Below are 15,961 nucleotides of genomic sequence, written 5' to 3'. Positions count from 1 at the left end.
CGGCGGCGCGCGCGACAGTAAAATTGCCGCGACGCGCGCCAAACGATAGACACGGTCTATGCTTGACCGCGCGCTGCTGCGCTATTTCCTGGCCGTCGTCGATCACGGCAGCTTCACCCGCGCGGCCGCCGCGTGCCGGGTGACGCAACCGACGCTGTCGGCGGGGATCGCGCGGCTGGAGGCATTGCTGGGCGAACCGGTGCTGACGCGCACCAGCCGCCGGGTCGAGCTGACCGCGGCGGGCAGCCGTCTGGTCGGCGCGGCGCGGCGGATCGAGGCGGAGTTCGCGCGCGCGGAAGGCGGCGGCGTGGCCAGCGCGCCGGCCCGGCTGATCCGCATCGGCATCGTCTCGACCTTGCCCGCCGCGCTGGTCGGCGCGGCGGTGGCGCGCGCGGTGGCGGCGGCGCCCGACGAGCGGCTGGAGGTGGTGGAGGGGCGCGACCGCGAACTGGCCGCCGCGCTCGACCGCGGGCGGATCGACGCGATGATTGGTCCCGACAATGGCGGGACGCGATTGTTCGAGGAAGGCTATGGCGTCGCGATGGCCGCCGCGCATCCGCTGGCGGGCGAGCCGGCGGTGGCGGCGGAACGGATCGCGGGCGAGCCGATGATCGTGCGCCGCCATTGCGAGGCGCTGAGCGAGGTCAGCCGCCATTTCACCAGTCGCGGCGTGCGCCCGTTCATGGCCGCGCGCACCACCAACGACGATCGCGCGCTGGCGCTGGTCGCCGCCGGGCTGGCGGTGACGGTGATGCCGGACTGTTTCGCGCAGCCCGGCGTGGCGCTGGTGCCGCTGGAAGGGTTCGCGCGGCGCCGCGTGATCGGGCTGGCGACGGTGGCGGATTCGGCGCGGCGGGTGGCGGACAGCGCGGCGGTGGCGGCGCTGGCGGCGGGGTTGCGGGAGCAGGCGCCATAGGCCGTTCGGAGCGGCGCCCCCTCCCGTTCGTCATCCCAGCGAAAGCTGGGATCTCTGCGGAGGATGAGCGACGGTCGCCACCATCCGGAAGACCCCTGCTTTCGCAGGGGTGACGGCGGTGGGGCGGGGCAGCGACCCACGCTTGATGGTGACGACGCCGCCAATGCGGCTTACACGTAACATCCGAAACCAAGGGGATGAGATGAGCCTGTTGCGCCGGAAGCCGATCGCGGTCGATCACAAGGGGGGCACCGAACTGGCCCGCACGCTGTCATGGCCGCATCTGGTCGCGCTGGGCGTGGGGGCGATCGTCGGTACCGGCATCCTGACGCTGATCGGCGTCGGTGCCGACCGCGCCGGGCCGGCGGTGATCCTGTCGTTCGTGATCGCCGGCGCGATCTGCGCCTGCGCCGCGCTCGCCTATGCCGAAATGGCGACGATGATCCCGGCATCGGGCAGCGCCTATACCTACAGCTATGTCGCGCTGGGGGAGGTGATCGCCTGGGTGATCGGCTGGTCGCTGATCCTGGAATATTCGCTGGTGGTGTCGACCGTCGCGGTCGGCTGGTCGGGCTATGCCTCGGCATTGCTGACGCCGTGGGGCTTCCCCGTCGCGCTGACGCAGGGGCCGGAACTGGGCGGGCTGGTCAACGTACCGGCGGTGTTCATCATCGCGGTGGTCGCCGGGCTGCTGATGCTGGGGACGAAGGAAAGCGCGACGCTGAACGCGGTGCTGGTCGCGGTGAAGCTGGTCGCGCTGGCGGTGTTCGTCGCGGTCGCGCTGCCGCATTTCGACGCGGCGAACCTGACCCCGTTCATGCCCAACGGCTTCGCCAAGTCGGTGTCGCCCGACGGGACGGAGCGCGGCGTGATGGCGGCCGCGGCGATCATCTTCTTCGCCTTCTACGGCTTCGACGCGATCTCGACCGCGGCGGAGGAGACGAAGAACCCCGGCCGCGATCTGGCGATCGGCATCGTCGGGTCGATGGTGGGGTGCGTGGTGATCTACATGGGCGTCGCGATCACCGCGGTGGGCGCGCTGCGCTACACCGCCTTCGCCGACAGCCCGGAACCGCTGGCGCTGATCCTGCGCGGGATCGGGCGGCCGGGCTTCGCCACCTTCCTGGCGGCCAGCGCGGTGATCGCGCTGCCGACCGTGCTGCTGGGGTTCCTGTTCGGGCAGAGCCGCATCTTCTTCGTGATGGCGCGCGACGGGCTGCTGCCGGCCTCGCTGGCGAAGGTGTCGCGGCGCGGCACACCGGTGCGGATCACGATCCTGACCGCGGTGCTGGTGGCGATCATTGCCGGCGTCATGCCGATCGACGCGATCGCCGCGCTCGCCAATGCCGGGACGCTCGCGGCGTTCGTCGCGGTCTGCGTCGCGATGCTGGTGATGCGCCGCCGCGCACCCGACGCGCCGCGCACCTTCCGCACCCCCGCCGCGCCGCTGGTCGGCACGATCGGCATCGCGGGCTGCGTGTACCTGTTCTTCAGCCTGCCGACGACGACGCAAGTGTATTTCGTCCTGTGGAACGTGGCGGGGCTGGCAGTGTACTTCCTGTGGGGGCGCAAGCGCGCCGGGGCGGCGCTGGCGGGCTAGGCTGGCTGGCCATCACGGCGTCACCCCAGCGAAGGCTGGGGTCTCGCAATTGGCTGGCGGGCCGCCTTGCCGGCGGGAGATCCCAGCCTTCGCTGGGATGACGGTGGTGTCTCACGGATGCGGCGCGATCCCGTCCCACATATCCCGATGGTCGGCGTTATGCCCGTCCATCCCCGGCTTGGTCAGATAGCCGCGCGCCTCGGGGATGTGGCTGTAGATCATCCGCAGCGGGCGTTCGTGCCATTGCACGTTGACGGTCCATCGCTCGGGAAAAAATTCCAGCGACGAATAGGGCAGGTGATCGTGGATCCACCACGCCAGCCGCTTCCAGTCGTCGGGCGCGGTGAAGGCGTCGGCAAAGCTGGTGACGACGATCGCCGCGGTCGCGCCCATGTGGCCGCCCGCGTCGCGCCGGTCCCAGATATGCCCCGCCAGGCTGCGTTCGTTGGGCGCGCAGCCATAGCCCTTGGCCGCGCCCAGTGCGTTGACCTCCGCCGAGCGCAGGCCGGAGCGGATCGACAGCCGCCCGAACGCATCCTGCAACGGTTCCAGCACGTCGGTGCACAGCCGCGTCCCCGCCGCGATCGCCAGATCGGGGTCGTCGGGCACATTCGCCAGCCCGTGCAGCGCGGCGATCTCCGAATAGAGGAAATCGCGCATGTAGAAGCTTTTCGACAGCGGCACCCGCCCCAGTTCGGCCAGCCGCGCGACGGTCTGCGGTTTGTTCACACGCACTCTCCCTGCCGCGCGACGTAGCGGCAAGCGGGGGGCGGTGCGAGCGTTTGTGACAATGATGTGTCCGCCGACGGGACTCAGCGCTTCTTCACGAACTCCGCGCGCAGCACCAGCCCCTTGATCCCGTCGAAGCGGCAGTCGATCTCCTGGTCGTCGCCGGTCAGCCGGATCGACTTCACCACCGTCCCGCGCTTCAGCGTCTGGCTGGTGCCCTTGACCTTCAGGTTCTTGATCAGCGTCACGCTGTCGCCATCGGCGAGCAGGTTGCCGACCGCATCGCGCACCTCCACGCCGTCGCCCGCGGGGGCCGCTGCCGGCGCGCCCGCCTCGCCCGCCGGCACCCATTCGCCGGTCGCCTCGTCATAGACGTAATCGTCGCTCATCCGCTTGCCCCCCAAAAGAAGAAGGGAGGGCGTTGCGGCCCTCCCTTCGAAAAACGATGCTGTTCCCGCGCGTTATGCGGCGAGCTTGCGCAGCACGTACTGCAGGATGCCGCCGTTCAGGAAATATTCCAGCTCGTTGACGGTATCGATCCGGCAACGGGTCATGAACGTCTCGGTCGAGCCGTCCGGACGGGCCAGCGTGACCTCGACGTCCTGGCGCGGGCGCAGCGAGGCGACGCCGTGGATCGTGAACGTCTCGTCGCCGGTCAGCTTCAGCGTCTCGCGCGTCACGCCCTCCGCGAACTGGAGCGGCAGGACGCCCATCCCGACCAGGTTCGAACGGTGGATACGCTCGAAGCTTTCGGTGATGACCGCGCGCACGCCCAGCAGGTTGGTGCCCTTCGCCGCCCAGTCGCGCGACGAACCGGTGCCATATTCCTTGCCCGCGACGATGATAAGCGGGGTGCCGTCCGCCTTGTGGCGCATCGCCGCGTCGTAGATCGGCATCACCTGGCCTTCGTAGCGGCTCATTCCGCCCTCGACGCCCGGCACCATCTCGTTCCGGATGCGGATGTTGGCGAAGGTGCCGCGCATCATCACCTCGTGATGGCCGCGGCGCGCGCCATAGCTGTTGAAGTCCTGCTTCGACACCTGATGCTCCTGGAGCCAGGTGCCCGCCGGGCTGTCCGCCTTGATCGAACCGGCCGGCGAAATGTGGTCGGTGGTGATCGAATCGCCCAGGATTGCCAGCGGCTTGGCCTCGATGATGTCGGTCACCGGCGCCGGGGTCATGCCCATGCCCTCGAAATAGGGCGGGTTGGCGACATAGGTGGAGCCGGCGCGCCACGCATAGGTGTCCGAACCGGTCACGTCGATCGCCTGCCACTTGGCATCGCCGGCATAGACGTTGCCGTAGCGGGCACGGAACATGCCGTCGTCGATGTTGGCGGCCATCAGGTCGGCGACTTCCTGGTTGGTCGGCCAGATGTCCTTCAGGTAGACGTCCGCGCCGTCCGAACCCTGGCCGATCGGCGTCGCGTTCATGTCGGTGGTGACGGTGCCCTTCAGCGCATAGGCGACGACCAGCGGCGGCGAGGCGAGGAAGTTCGCGCGCACGTCGGGCGACACGCGGCCTTCGAAGTTGCGGTTGCCCGACAGGACCGATGCGGCGACGATGTCGTTGCCGTTAATCGCGGCGCTGATCGGCGCGGCCAGCGGGCCGGAATTGCCGATGCAGGTGGTGCACCCATAGCCGACCAAGTTGAACCCGATCGCGTCGAGGTCCGCCGACAGCCCGGCCTTGTCGAGATAGTCGGTGACCACCTGCGACCCCGGCGCCAGCGACGTCTTGACCCACGGCTTGGGCGTCAGGCCCTTTTCGCGGGCCTTGCGCGCGACCAGACCGGCGGCGACCAGCACCGACGGGTTCGACGTGTTGGTGCAGCTGGTGATCGCGGCGATCACGACGTCGCCGTCGCCGATGTCATGCCCGCGATCATCCACCGCGACGCGCGCGGGGGCGGACTTGCCATAGGTCTTCGACAGGTCGGCGTTGAACACGTCGTCGACCTTGTCCAGCGCGACCTTGTCCTGCGGGCGCTTCGGCCCGGCGAGCGACGGGACGACCGTCGACATGTCCAGCTCCAGCGTGTCGGTGAACACCGGATCGGGGCTGTCGGCATGGCGCCACATGCCCTGCGCCTTGGCATAGGCCTCGGTCAGCGCGACCACCTCGTCCGGGCGGCCGGTCAGGCGCATGTAATCCAGCGTCTTGTCGTCGACCGGGAAGAAGCCGCAGGTCGCGCCATATTCGGGCGCCATGTTGGCAATGGTCGCGCGATCGGCCAGCGTCATCTGGTCAAGACCGGGGCCGTAGAATTCCACGAAGCGGCCGACGACGCCCTTGGCGCGCAGCATCTGCGTCACGGTCAGCACCAGGTCGGTCGCGGTGATGCCCTCGCGCAGCGCGCCGGTCAGCTTGAAGCCGACGACCTCGGGGATCAGCATCGACACCGGCTGGCCAAGCATCGCGGCCTCCGCCTCGATCCCGCCGACGCCCCAGCCGAGCACGCCCAGACCGTTGATCATCGTCGTGTGGCTGTCAGTTCCCACCAGCGTGTCGGGATAGGCGATCGTCGCGCCACCCTTGGCATGGTCGCCGGTTTCCTGCGACGCCCAGACGGCATGGCCGATATATTCCAGGTTTACCTGATGGCAGATGCCGGTGCCCGGCGGCACGACCTTGAAATTGTCGAGCGCCTTCGATCCCCACTTCAGGAATTCGTAGCGCTCGGCATTGCGAGCATATTCCAGGTCGACGTTATCCTCGAACGCCTTGGGCGTGCCGAATTCGTCGACCATGACCGAGTGGTCGATGACGAGGTGGACCGGCACCTGCGGATTGATCTTCGCCGCGTCGCCGCCCAGCTTGGTGATCGCATCGCGCATCGCGGCCAGATCGACCACGCACGGCACGCCGGTGAAATCCTGCATCAGCACGCGCGCGGGGCGGTACTGGATCTCGCGGTCCGAACGGCGCTCCTGCTGCCAGTCGACGATCGCCTTGATATCGTCCTGCGTGACGGTCACGCCGTCCTCGAACCGCAGCATGTTCTCCAGCAGCACCTTCATCGAGAAGGGCAGGCGGCTGATGTCGCCGAACTTCTCCTCGGCGGTCTTGAGCGAGAAATAGTCGTAGGACGCGCCCCCGGCCGACAGGGTGGTACGGGCGTTCAGGGTATCCTGGCCGATGGCCGTCATGGGCGTGATCCTTCCTCAAGGGCCGGGCGCGCTCGGGGAGGCGGCGGGTGCCGCACGGGCGCGCGCGGAGGCGAATGTCCGATTTGCCGCGGGCGATAGCAGCGGGGGCGGCGGGGGGGAAGGGGGTTGCCGCTGCGGTTGCGAACGCCGCTCCTTGCCCCCGCCGCCAACGTCACGCCGGCAGCAGCAGGCCTTCCTTCGCGATCTTGTCCTTCCACACCAGCGGGGCGAGCTGGTGGACGTTGTTGCCCTCCGCATCGACCGCGACGGTGACGGGGAAGTCGGCGACCTCGAATTCGTAGATCGCTTCCATCCCCAGATCCTCGAACCCGACGACCTTGCTGCCCTTGATCGCGCGCGCCACCAGATAGGCCGCGCCGCCGACCGCCATCAGATACGCGCTCTTCGCCTCGCGGATCGCGTCGGTGGCGGCGGGGCCGCGCTCGGCCTTGCCGACCATCGCCAGCAGCCCCTGGTCGAGCATCATGCGCGTGAACTTGTCCATCCGCGTCGCGGTGGTCGGGCCGGCGGGGCCGACCACTTCCTCGCCGACCGGATCGACCGGGCCGACGTAATAGATCACGCGGCCCTTGAACTCGACCGGCAGCTCCTCGCCCTTGGCCAGCATGTCGGCGATGCGTTTGTGCGCGGCGTCGCGGCCGGTCAGCATTTTGCCGTTCAGCAGCAGCCGGTCGCCCTGCTTCCACGACTGCACCACTTCCGGCGTCAGCGTGTCGAGGTCGACGCGGATCGCGGCCTTGTCCGGCGTCCAGTTGACGTCGGGCCATTCGTCCAGCTTCGGCGCCTCCAGATAGGCCGGTCCCGAACCGTCGAGCGTGAAATGTGCGTGGCGGGTCGCCGCGCAATTCGGGATCATCGCCACCGGCTTGCCCGCCGCATGGCACGGCGCGTCCTTGATCTTGACGTCGAGGATCGTCGACAGGCCGCCCAGCCCCTGCGCGCCGATGCCCAGCGCATTGACCTTGTCGAAGATCTCGATGCGCAGCGCCTCGATATCGTTCCTCGGCCCGCGCGCCTTCAGCGGCCCCATGTCGATCGGTTCCATCAGCGCCTGCTTGGCGAGCAGCACGCAATGCTCCGCGGTACCGCCGATGCCGATGCCCAGCATCCCCGGCGGGCACCAGCCCGCGCCCATCTGCGGCAGCATCTCGATCACCCAGTCGACGATCGAATCGCTGGGGTTCATCATCTTGAACTTCGACTTGTTCTCGCTGCCGCCGCCCTTGGCCGCGACGTCGACCGATACCGTCGCGCCCGGCACCATCTCGACATGCAGCACGCACGGCGTGTTGTCGCGGGTGTTGCGGCGGGTGAAGGCCGGGTCGGCGAGCACCGAGGCGCGCAGCTTGTTCTCCGGGTGCAGGTACGCGCGCCGTACGCCTTCGTCGACGACCTCCTGCAACGAGCGCGAGGTATCGTCCAGGCGGCAGTCCATGCCCCATTTGACGAAGACGTTGACGATCCCGGTGTCCTGGCAGATCGGGCGATGTCCTTCCGCGCACATCCGGCTGTTCGTCAGGATCTGCGCGATGGCGTCCTTCGCGGCCGGTCCCTGCTCGGCCTTGTAGGCCTCGCCCAGCGCGCGGATGTAATCCATCGGGTGATAGTAGCTGATGAACTGGAGCGCGTCGGCCACGCTCTCGATCAGGTCGGCTTCGCGGATGATCGTCGTCGTCATGGCCGCGCGGTGTAGGGCGCGTCGTCGTTTCGGGCAATATCGCAGGCGACTTCGCCCTCCCGAAGCGCACGGCTAAGCACTTCGGTAACCAGCGTCGGGCTAACCGGGCAGCATGACCCGCCTGCGCGAGCCTGACCTTGATCCCGATGCCGGCCGTGGCCTGGGCGACCTGTTGGGGCTGACCCCGGCGCGCGACGACCGGTGCGAGGACGAACGGCGTGACACGCTGCGCGCGGCGGCGGCGCGCTGGCCGGCGGCGCTGGCGCTGCTGCTGCTGGTACCCGCGACGCTGATCGCGCTGGCGGCGCAGCTGGGCCGCCACGATCTGGCGCTGTCGCTGGCGTTGCGCGCCGCCCCGGCGCTGGTGCTGGCGCCGGCGTGCCTGGTGATTCTGAACGGACGCGGGCTGGGGTGGATGATGGCGCACCGCCGCGCCGCCGCGCTCAGCCTGGCGGCGGCGTGGATCGCGCTGTCGCTGTCGCTGCTGGGCAGCGACGTCGCGGCCTTCGCCGACGGGATCGAGGAAGCGGCGACGGTCGCGCTGACCGGCACGGTCGTCGTCGTCGCGATCGGGCTGCATCCGGTGCGCCCCGCCGCGATCGCCTTCGCGCAGATGTTCGCGGCGGTGATGATCGCCAACGACGGTGTCACCCCCGCCTCGCTGGCCGCGCTGGCGATCGCCACGCTCTACACGCTGGATCAGCTGCGGGTGGGGGTGGCCGAGCGGCGCGACGCCCGCGCGCGCCGGCTGGCGGATGCCGAGGGGACGCGCGCGCGGCTGCTGCTGGGCGAATATGAAACGCACGGCGCGGGCTGGTTCTGGCAGACCGACCGCCACGGCCGGATCAGCTATCTGTCGGCGAAGGTCGCGCAGCAGGTGCGCGGCGCGTCGGGGGCGGACGTTGGCGACGCCGACCCGATCGGCCAGCCGCTGACCGCGATCTTCAGCGTCGAATCGCAGCAGCTGGACACCGAACGCACGCTGTCGTTCCACATGTCGTCGCGCACGTCCTTTTCCGACTATACCGTCTGCCCCGCCGCGGCGGACGCGCCGGAGCGCTGGTGGTCGATCTCCGGCCGCGCGATCCATGACGACCTCGGGCGGTTCCAGGGCTTCGCCGGATGGGGCGCGGACCTGACCGCGCGGCGCCGCGCCGATGCGGAGATCGCGCGGCTGGCGCTGTTCGACAGCCTGACCGGGCTGGCCAACCGCCAGCGGATGCGCCTGTCGCTGGAACAGGCGCTGACCCCGCAGGCCGGCGGGCACGGATCGACCGGGCTGTTCCTGCTCGACCTCGACCGGTTCAAGGCGGTCAACGACACGCTGGGGCATCAGGTCGGCGACGAATTGCTCAAGGAGGTCGCGCAGCGGTTGCAGCGGACGATCGGCGATGCGGGGCTGGTCGGCCGGCTGGGCGGCGACGAATTCCAGGTCGTGATCCCGCGCGAGGGCAATCGCGACCGGCTGGCCGCGCTGGCCGATCGCGTCATCGCTGCGCTGTCGCTGCCCTATCATATCGATCATGCGACGCTGTCGATCGGCTGTTCGATCGGCATCGCCGTCGCCCCGCTGCACGGCGATTCGCCCGAAACGCTGGTGCGCAACGCCGATCTGGCGCTCTACGCGGCCAAGGCCGACGGGCGCGGCGTCCACCGCTTCTACCGCGAGGAGCTGCTGGAGGGCGCGCAGAACCGCAAGCGGCTGGAGGACGACCTGCGCCAGGCGCTGGGGCGCGACCAGTTCCACCTGACCTATCAGCCGGTGGTGTCGACGAAGGACGCGCTGATCGTAGGGTACGAGGCGCTGCTGCGCTGGGAACATCCGCAGCGCGGCGCGATCAGCCCGACCGATTTCGTGCCGGTGGCGGAGGAATGCGGGCTGATCGAATCGATCGGCGAATGGGTGATGCGCACCGCCTGCATGGAGGCGGCCGGCTGGCCCGACCATGTGCGCGTCGCGGTCAACGTATCGCCGATCCAGTTCGCCAACAGCGCCCTGCCCGCGATCGTGACCAGCGCGCTGGCCGCGTCGGGCCTGGCCCCGCACCGGCTGGAGCTGGAGATCACCGAGGGCGTGTTCCTCAACGAGGATGCCTCGTCCGAACAGATGTTCCGCACGCTCAAGGCGATCGGCGTGCGGCTGGCGCTCGACGATTTCGGCACCGGCTATTCCAGCCTCGGCTATCTGAAGAAGGCGCCGTTCGACAAGATCAAGATCGACCAGAGCTTCGTGCGCGGCGCGATCCAGCCGGGCAACCGCAACGCCGCGATCATCAAGGCGATCGTCAGCCTGGCCGACACGCTGGGCATGGAAACCACCGCCGAGGGGGTCGAGCAGCAGGACGAGATCGCGCTGATCCGCGACCTGGGGTGCAGCCATATCCAGGGCTATGTCTATGGCCGTCCCGCGCGGCTGGCGACGGTGCGCGACCAGCTGGCGGCGGCGGGCGGCTATGCCGTGGCGATCGGGCACAAGACCAGCCGCGCGATCCGGCAGAAGATGCTGCGCACCGCGCGGCTGACGCTGGGCGACGAAAGCGGCGAGGTGCGCATCCGCGACCTGTCCGCGACCGGCGTGATGATCGACGGCATCGACCTGCCGGACGAAGCGGTCGGCTATCCGGTGCGGATCGAGCTGGAGGAGGGGCGCTGGGTCGCGGCGGTAATCCGCTGGGTCGATGACGGACGCGCCGGGCTGCGCTTCGACCATGCGCTGGCCGGGCGCGAGAAGGACGATGCGGGTGAGGGCGAGGCACGCGCCGCGGGGGCGTCGTCGTCGTCATCCCCCTCGCCGCCGGCGCGGCGGGCGCGCGGACGTCGTTAACGCACGCTTTACCATGCGATCATAGACCGGGCGGGTTCCGCCTGCGCGCCCGCGGGCGACGGGGGAGCGCCGCGCATGTCCGTCCATCAACCGATCGTGCTGAGCGAGGAGATGCTGCTGGCCACCCGCTTTGCCGGGGCGACGCGCCATCCCAGCCCGCTGGTCGAACTGTGGTCGATGCCCGGCTTCCTCGATCCGGGCGAATGCGACGTGCTGATGCGCTATATTGACGCCAACCGGCGCCCGTCACAGATCGCCTATGGCGCGGCGGACGCGCGCACCAGCGAGACCTGCGCCTTCGATCCCGCGGCGCCGGTGGTCCAGCTGCTCGACCTGCGGCTGTCGTTGCTGCTGGGCATCGCGCCGACGCTGGGCGAGCCGATCCAGGGCCAGCGATATGGGCAGGGGCAGGAATATCGCCTGCACCACGATTATTTCGAGCCGCATCACCCCGATGCCGGCACCCATGCGGCGCGCTGCGGCAACCGTACCTGGACCGCGATGATCTACCTCAACGAACCGGAAGAAGGCGGCGAGACGCATTTCGCCTATCTGGAGGAGGCGTTCATTCCCCGGCAGGGGACGATCCTGTGCTGGAACAACATCGGCGCCGACGGGCGGGCGAACCGCCACACGCTCCACGCCGGGCGCCCGGTGACGCGCGGCAGCAAGTATATCGTCACCAAATGGTATCGCGAGCGCGACTGGAGCGCCGCCGCGCCCGCTACCGGCGCCGTCCCCGCCACGCGCCGCCGTCCGGGCAAGCATCGCCGCTGATCCGACGGCGCGACGCCCGGGGTGGGGTTGGGCGCGGGGTGGGGCAGGGGGTGGCCAGCGGCCGCGCGATCCGATATTCCGTTGCCAAACGAAACGCGACGAGGAGAGTGGTGATGGCGACGCTGGCTCAGGTGGATACGTCCCGATACGCACCCGGCGAGTGGGAGGCGCGCGTCGATCTGGCCGCCGCCTACCGGCTGGTGGCGCTGTACGGCTGGGACGATCTGATCTTCACGCACCTGTCGGCGCGCGTGCCGGGGCCGGAACACCATTTCCTCATCAACCCCTATGACATGATGTTCGAGGAGATCACCGCCTCCTCGCTGGTCAAGATCGACGTCGAGGGCAATCCGGTCGGCCCGTCGACTCACCCGGTCAATCCGGCCGGCTTCACGATCCATTCGGCGATCCACATGGCGCGCGACGATGCCCATGCGGTCATGCACCTCCACACGCCCCACGGGCAGGCGGTGAGCGCGATGGAATTCGGGCTGCTGCCGCATACCCAGACCGCGATGATCGCGGGGCATGACGTCGCCTATCACGATTACGAAGGCATCGCGACCGACCTGGAGGAACGCGAGCGGCTGGTGCAGGACATCGGCGACAAGAGCGTGATGATCCTGCGCAACCACGGCACGCTCGCGGTCGGCGATACCGTCGCGTCCTGCTTCCTGCGGCTCTATTTCCTGGAGCGGGCGTGCGAGGCGCAGGTGCTGATGCTGTCCGCCGGGCGCGAGCATCTCAACAACCCGCCGCAGGGGGTTGAGGACAAGGTGGCCGGCCAGTCCAACCCGAAGGGGATGGGGATGCTGGCACAGAAGCTGGCGTGGCCCGCGCTGCTGCGCAAGCTCGACCGGATCGACCCCAGCTATCGCGACTGACCGCGCCTCACCCGATTGAGGGAGGCCGCCTGCTCCATCGCCCTGTACGGTCATCGGCATCGACGGGGAGATGGATCATGGCGGTGTTGAAGCAGATGTTGAGCATGGCCGGGTTCGGCGCGGAGGCGGCGGCGATCGACCGGCATCTGGACACGATCCAGGAGTTCGCACGCTCCCAGCAGCGCGCGCTGGCCCCGATCCTGTCGCGCGACGGCAGCGACGAGCAGAAGGCGAGCGCGATGAGCGCGCATCTGTCGGCGGGACCGCTGCGGTCGCTGTTCGACCGGCTGGCGGGCGAGGCGGCGCATCCGCGCGAGCGTTCCGTGTTCAGCACCGCGCGGGTCGGATTGCCGCGGGTCGGGGTGGCGCAGGCGATCGTGGCGGTGCTGGCGATCGCGCTGCTGGCCTATGTCGAGGCGTGGATGCTGATCGCGGTCATCATCGGCGTCATCATCGCGCAATTGCTTACCCTGGCGATCCAGCGTGTGGGGACCGATGCCTTGGACACCTCGCTCAACCAGTTCGACTGATCGCGTCGTTCGGCGGCGCGCGGTTCGCCACGAAAAAGGCCCCGGCATCGCTGCCGGGGCCTTTTCCTTTTCAGTCCTTGCGGACCGATCGCTGTCAGTCGCGATCGCCGGTCAGGAACGCCGGGGCGAAGGCCGGGGCGTCGCCCTCGTCCTTGCCGCCTTCGCGGCGCGGGCCGCGGCCTTCGCGGCGGGGGCCGCGATCGCCGCCGCGATCGCCGCCGCGCTCGCCGCCACGGCCGCCGCCGTCACGGTCGCCGCGCCCTTCGCGGCGCGGGCCGCGGTCGCTGCGCTCGCCGCGCGGCTCGCGCGCCGGGCGGGTGTCTTCCAGCTCGGCGCCGGTTTCCTGGTCGACGACGCGCATCGACAGGCGAACCTTGCCGCGCGGGTCGATCTCCAGCACCTTGACCTTGACCTCCTGCCCCTCGGACACGACGTCGCCCGGCTTCTCGACGCGCTCGTTCTTCATTTCGGAAACGTGGACCAGACCGTCCTTGCCGCCCATGAAGTTCACGAACGCACCGAAGTCGACGATGTTGACGACCTTGCCGGTGTAGATCTTGCCGACCTCGGCCTCTTCGACGATGCCCTTGATCCAGTTCATCGCCGCCTCGATCTGCGCGCCGTCCGACGAGCTGATCTTGATGACGCCCTCGTCGTCGATGTCGACCTTGGCGCCGGTCTGCGCGACGATCTCGCGGATCACCTTGCCGCCGGTGCCGATGACGTCGCGGATCTTCGACTTGTCGATCTGCATCGTCTCGATCCGCGGCGCGTGCGCCGACAGTTCGGTGCGCGTGCTCGACAGCGCCTTGGCCATTTCGCCCAGGATGTGCGCGCGGCCTTCCTTGGCCTGGCTCAGCGCGACCTTCATGATCTCCTCGGTGATACCGGCGATCTTGATGTCCATCTGAAGGCTGGTGATGCCCTCCGACGTGCCGGCCACCTTGAAGTCCATGTCGCCCAGGTGATCCTCGTCACCCAGGATGTCGGACAGGACCGCGAAATCCTTGCCCTCTAGGATCAGGCCCATCGCGATGCCCGACACCGGGCGCTTGATCGGCACGCCCGCGTCCATCAGCGCCAGCGACCCGCCGCAGACGGTGGCCATCGACGACGAGCCGTTCGACTCGGTGATGTCCGACGTCACGCGGATCGTGTACGGGAACTCCTCCTTGGTCGGCAGCACCGGGTGCAGCGCGCGCCACGCCAGCTTGCCATGGCCGATCTCGCGGCGTCCCGGCGCGCCGAAGCGGCCCACTTCGCCGACCGAATAGGGCGGGAAGTTATAGTGCAGCATGAAATGCTGGTACGACAGGCCGTTCAGTCCGTCGATCATCTGCTCCGCATCGCGGGTGCCCAGCGTGGTGGTCGCGATCGTCTGCGTCTCGCCGCGGGTGAACAACGCCGAACCGTGCGCGCGCGGCAGGAAGTGGACTTCCGATTCGATCGGGCGGATCTGCGTGGTCGAACGCCCGTCGATGCGGCGGCCGTCCTTCAGGATCGCGGTGCGGACGATGTCCGCCTCCAGCTTCTTGACCAGCTTGGCCGCGACCAGCTGTTCCTGCGGCGTGCGGTCCGCCATCGCGTCCTTCGCCTTGGAACGGGCCGCCGCCAGCGCGGTCTGGCGCGCCTGCTTGTCGGTCAGCTTGTAGGCGGCGGTGATGTCCTTGCCGATCAGCTTCTTCAGCTCGGCCTTGACCGCCTTTTGGTCGTCGCCCGCGGGCAGGTCCCAAGGATCCTTCGCGGCCTGCTCGGCCAGGTCGATGATCGCGTCGATCACCTGCTGCGACGCCTTGTGCGCGAACATCACCGCGCCCAGCATGACCTCTTCCGACAGCTCCTTGGCTTCGGATTCGACCATCATCACCGCGTCATGCGTGGCGGCGACGACCAGGTCCAGGTCGCCCTCGACCGCCTCGGCATCGGTCGGGTTCAGGATGTAGTCGCCATCCTTGTAGCCGACGCGCGCCGCGCCGATCGGGCCCATGAACGGCACGCCCGAGATCGTCAGCGCCGCCGACGCCGCGACCAGCGCGACGATGTCCGGCTCGTTCTCGCCGTCATACGACAGCACCTGCGCGATGCAGTTGATCTCGTTGTAGAAGCCTTCCGGGAACAGCGGGCGCACCGGACGGTCGATCAGGCGGCTGATCAGCGTCTCGCGCTCGGTCGCGCCGCGCTCACGCTTGAAGAAGCCGCCGGGGATACGGCCGCTGGCCGAGAACTTTTCCTGATAGTGGACGGTGAGCGGGAAGAAGTCCTGCCCTTCCTTCACCTTCTTGGCGGCGGTCACCGCGCACAGCACCACCGTTTCGCCGAGCGTCGCGATCACCGCGCCATCGGCCTGACGGGCCACGCGGCCCGTTTCGAGAGTGAGGGTCTTTCCGCCCCACTCGATCTGCACCTTCTTGGTATCGAACATCTGTTTTCCTTCACACCGGCGACCCTATGTCGCCGGGGCCTGTGTTCGAACGGGCAGGTCCCGTTCGTGTGGCGGAGTGTTCCGCCGCCGCCCGCTTGGCCGAATTGCCGGAGGGCGGATACGAGAAGGGCGCCGCGAGGGCGCCCTTCCGAATTACTTGCGAAGACCCAGCTTCGCGATGAGGGCGAGGTAGCGGTCCCCGTCCTTCTTGCGGAGATAGTCGAGCAGCGAACGACGCTTGTTGACCATCATCAGCAGGCCGCGGCGCGAATGGTTGTCCTTCGCATGGCCCTTGAAATGCTCGGTCAGGTTCTTGATCCGCTCCGTCAGGATCGCGACCTGGACCTCGACCGACCCGGTATCGCCTTCGGCGCGGGCATTGTCCTTGATGACGTCCTGGCGGCGTTCAGCAGTGATCGACATTCATATTC

The 15,961-nt window shown here is 68.8% G+C and carries 12 protein-coding genes; 6 read left to right on the top strand and 6 right to left on the bottom strand.

Annotated features, from left to right (window positions below; all coding sequences use genetic code 11):
- Positions 1–58 precede the first annotated feature (58 nt).
- Together COA07_RS07205 and COA07_RS07200 are read left to right on the top strand one after the other, a co-directional pair.
- Complete coding sequence (locus COA07_RS07205) at positions 59–916, top strand: LysR family transcriptional regulator (RefSeq protein ID WP_096640679.1); 858 nt, start codon at positions 59–61, stop codon at positions 914–916.
- Between the two features lie 202 nt (positions 917–1,118).
- Positions 1,119–2,516, top strand: a complete 1,398-nt coding sequence (locus COA07_RS07200) for an amino acid permease (protein WP_066710287.1) — start codon at positions 1,119–1,121, stop codon at positions 2,514–2,516.
- A 111-nt stretch (positions 2,517–2,627) separates the two neighbouring features.
- Here COA07_RS07200 and COA07_RS07195 read toward each other — a convergent pair whose 3' ends face one another.
- The 4 genes from COA07_RS07195 to COA07_RS07180 form a co-directional block, all read right to left on the bottom strand.
- Positions 2,628–3,245, bottom strand: coding sequence for a hypothetical protein (locus COA07_RS07195; protein WP_066710295.1), 618 nt, complete (start codon positions 3,243–3,245; stop codon positions 2,628–2,630).
- A gap of 83 nt (positions 3,246–3,328) precedes the next feature.
- Complete coding sequence (locus COA07_RS07190) at positions 3,329–3,634, bottom strand: zinc ribbon domain-containing protein YjdM (protein ID WP_066710297.1); 306 nt, start codon at positions 3,632–3,634, stop codon at positions 3,329–3,331.
- A gap of 72 nt (positions 3,635–3,706) precedes the next feature.
- Positions 3,707–6,394, bottom strand: a complete 2,688-nt coding sequence (acnA, locus tag COA07_RS07185) for an aconitate hydratase AcnA (RefSeq protein ID WP_066710300.1) — start codon at positions 6,392–6,394, stop codon at positions 3,707–3,709.
- A 172-nt stretch (positions 6,395–6,566) separates the two neighbouring features.
- Positions 6,567–8,093: a fumarate hydratase gene (locus tag COA07_RS07180; RefSeq protein WP_066710302.1), complete on the bottom strand. Its 1,527-nt coding sequence runs from the start codon at positions 8,091–8,093 to the stop codon at positions 6,567–6,569.
- A gap of 112 nt (positions 8,094–8,205) precedes the next feature.
- Here COA07_RS07180 and COA07_RS07175 point away from each other — a divergent pair, with 112 nt between their 5' ends.
- The 4 genes from COA07_RS07175 (at position 8,206) to COA07_RS07160 (ending at position 13,108) form a co-directional block, all read left to right on the top strand.
- Positions 8,206–10,917 (top strand): EAL domain-containing protein, encoded by a 2,712-nt coding sequence (locus COA07_RS07175; protein ID WP_083956833.1) that lies wholly within the window; start codon positions 8,206–8,208, stop codon positions 10,915–10,917.
- A 75-nt stretch (positions 10,918–10,992) separates the two neighbouring features.
- Entirely contained in the window at positions 10,993–11,694 is a 702-nt protein-coding gene (locus COA07_RS07170) for a prolyl hydroxylase family protein (protein WP_066710308.1), read from the top strand.
- A 113-nt stretch (positions 11,695–11,807) separates the two neighbouring features.
- Positions 11,808–12,578 carry a class II aldolase/adducin family protein gene (locus COA07_RS07165; RefSeq protein ID WP_066710311.1) on the top strand — a complete coding sequence of 257 codons (771 nt, stop codon included), beginning with the start codon at positions 11,808–11,810 and terminating at the stop codon, positions 12,576–12,578.
- Positions 12,579–12,655: 77 nt separating this feature from the next.
- Complete coding sequence (locus COA07_RS07160) at positions 12,656–13,108, top strand: hypothetical protein (protein WP_066710314.1); 453 nt, start codon at positions 12,656–12,658, stop codon at positions 13,106–13,108.
- A gap of 94 nt (positions 13,109–13,202) precedes the next feature.
- Here the strand turns inward: COA07_RS07160 and pnp are convergent, their stop codons facing one another.
- Positions 13,203–15,530 (bottom strand): polyribonucleotide nucleotidyltransferase, encoded by a 2,328-nt coding sequence (pnp, locus tag COA07_RS07155; RefSeq protein ID WP_096640677.1) that lies wholly within the window; start codon positions 15,528–15,530, stop codon positions 13,203–13,205.
- Between the two features lie 153 nt (positions 15,531–15,683).
- The gene (gene rpsO / locus COA07_RS07150; protein WP_066490321.1) at positions 15,684–15,953 is read right to left on the bottom strand and encodes a 30S ribosomal protein S15; all 270 of its coding nucleotides are present in this window, start codon (positions 15,951–15,953) and stop codon (positions 15,684–15,686) included.
- Positions 15,954–15,961 lie beyond the last annotated feature (8 nt).

It is taken from the genome of Sphingomonas adhaesiva (genome assembly GCF_002374855.1).
In the GTDB taxonomy this organism is placed as follows: domain Bacteria; phylum Pseudomonadota; class Alphaproteobacteria; order Sphingomonadales; family Sphingomonadaceae; genus Sphingomonas; species Sphingomonas adhaesiva.
The sequence above is the reverse complement of the archived record's forward strand: the minus strand, read 5'-3'. Positions and strand labels throughout refer to the sequence as shown.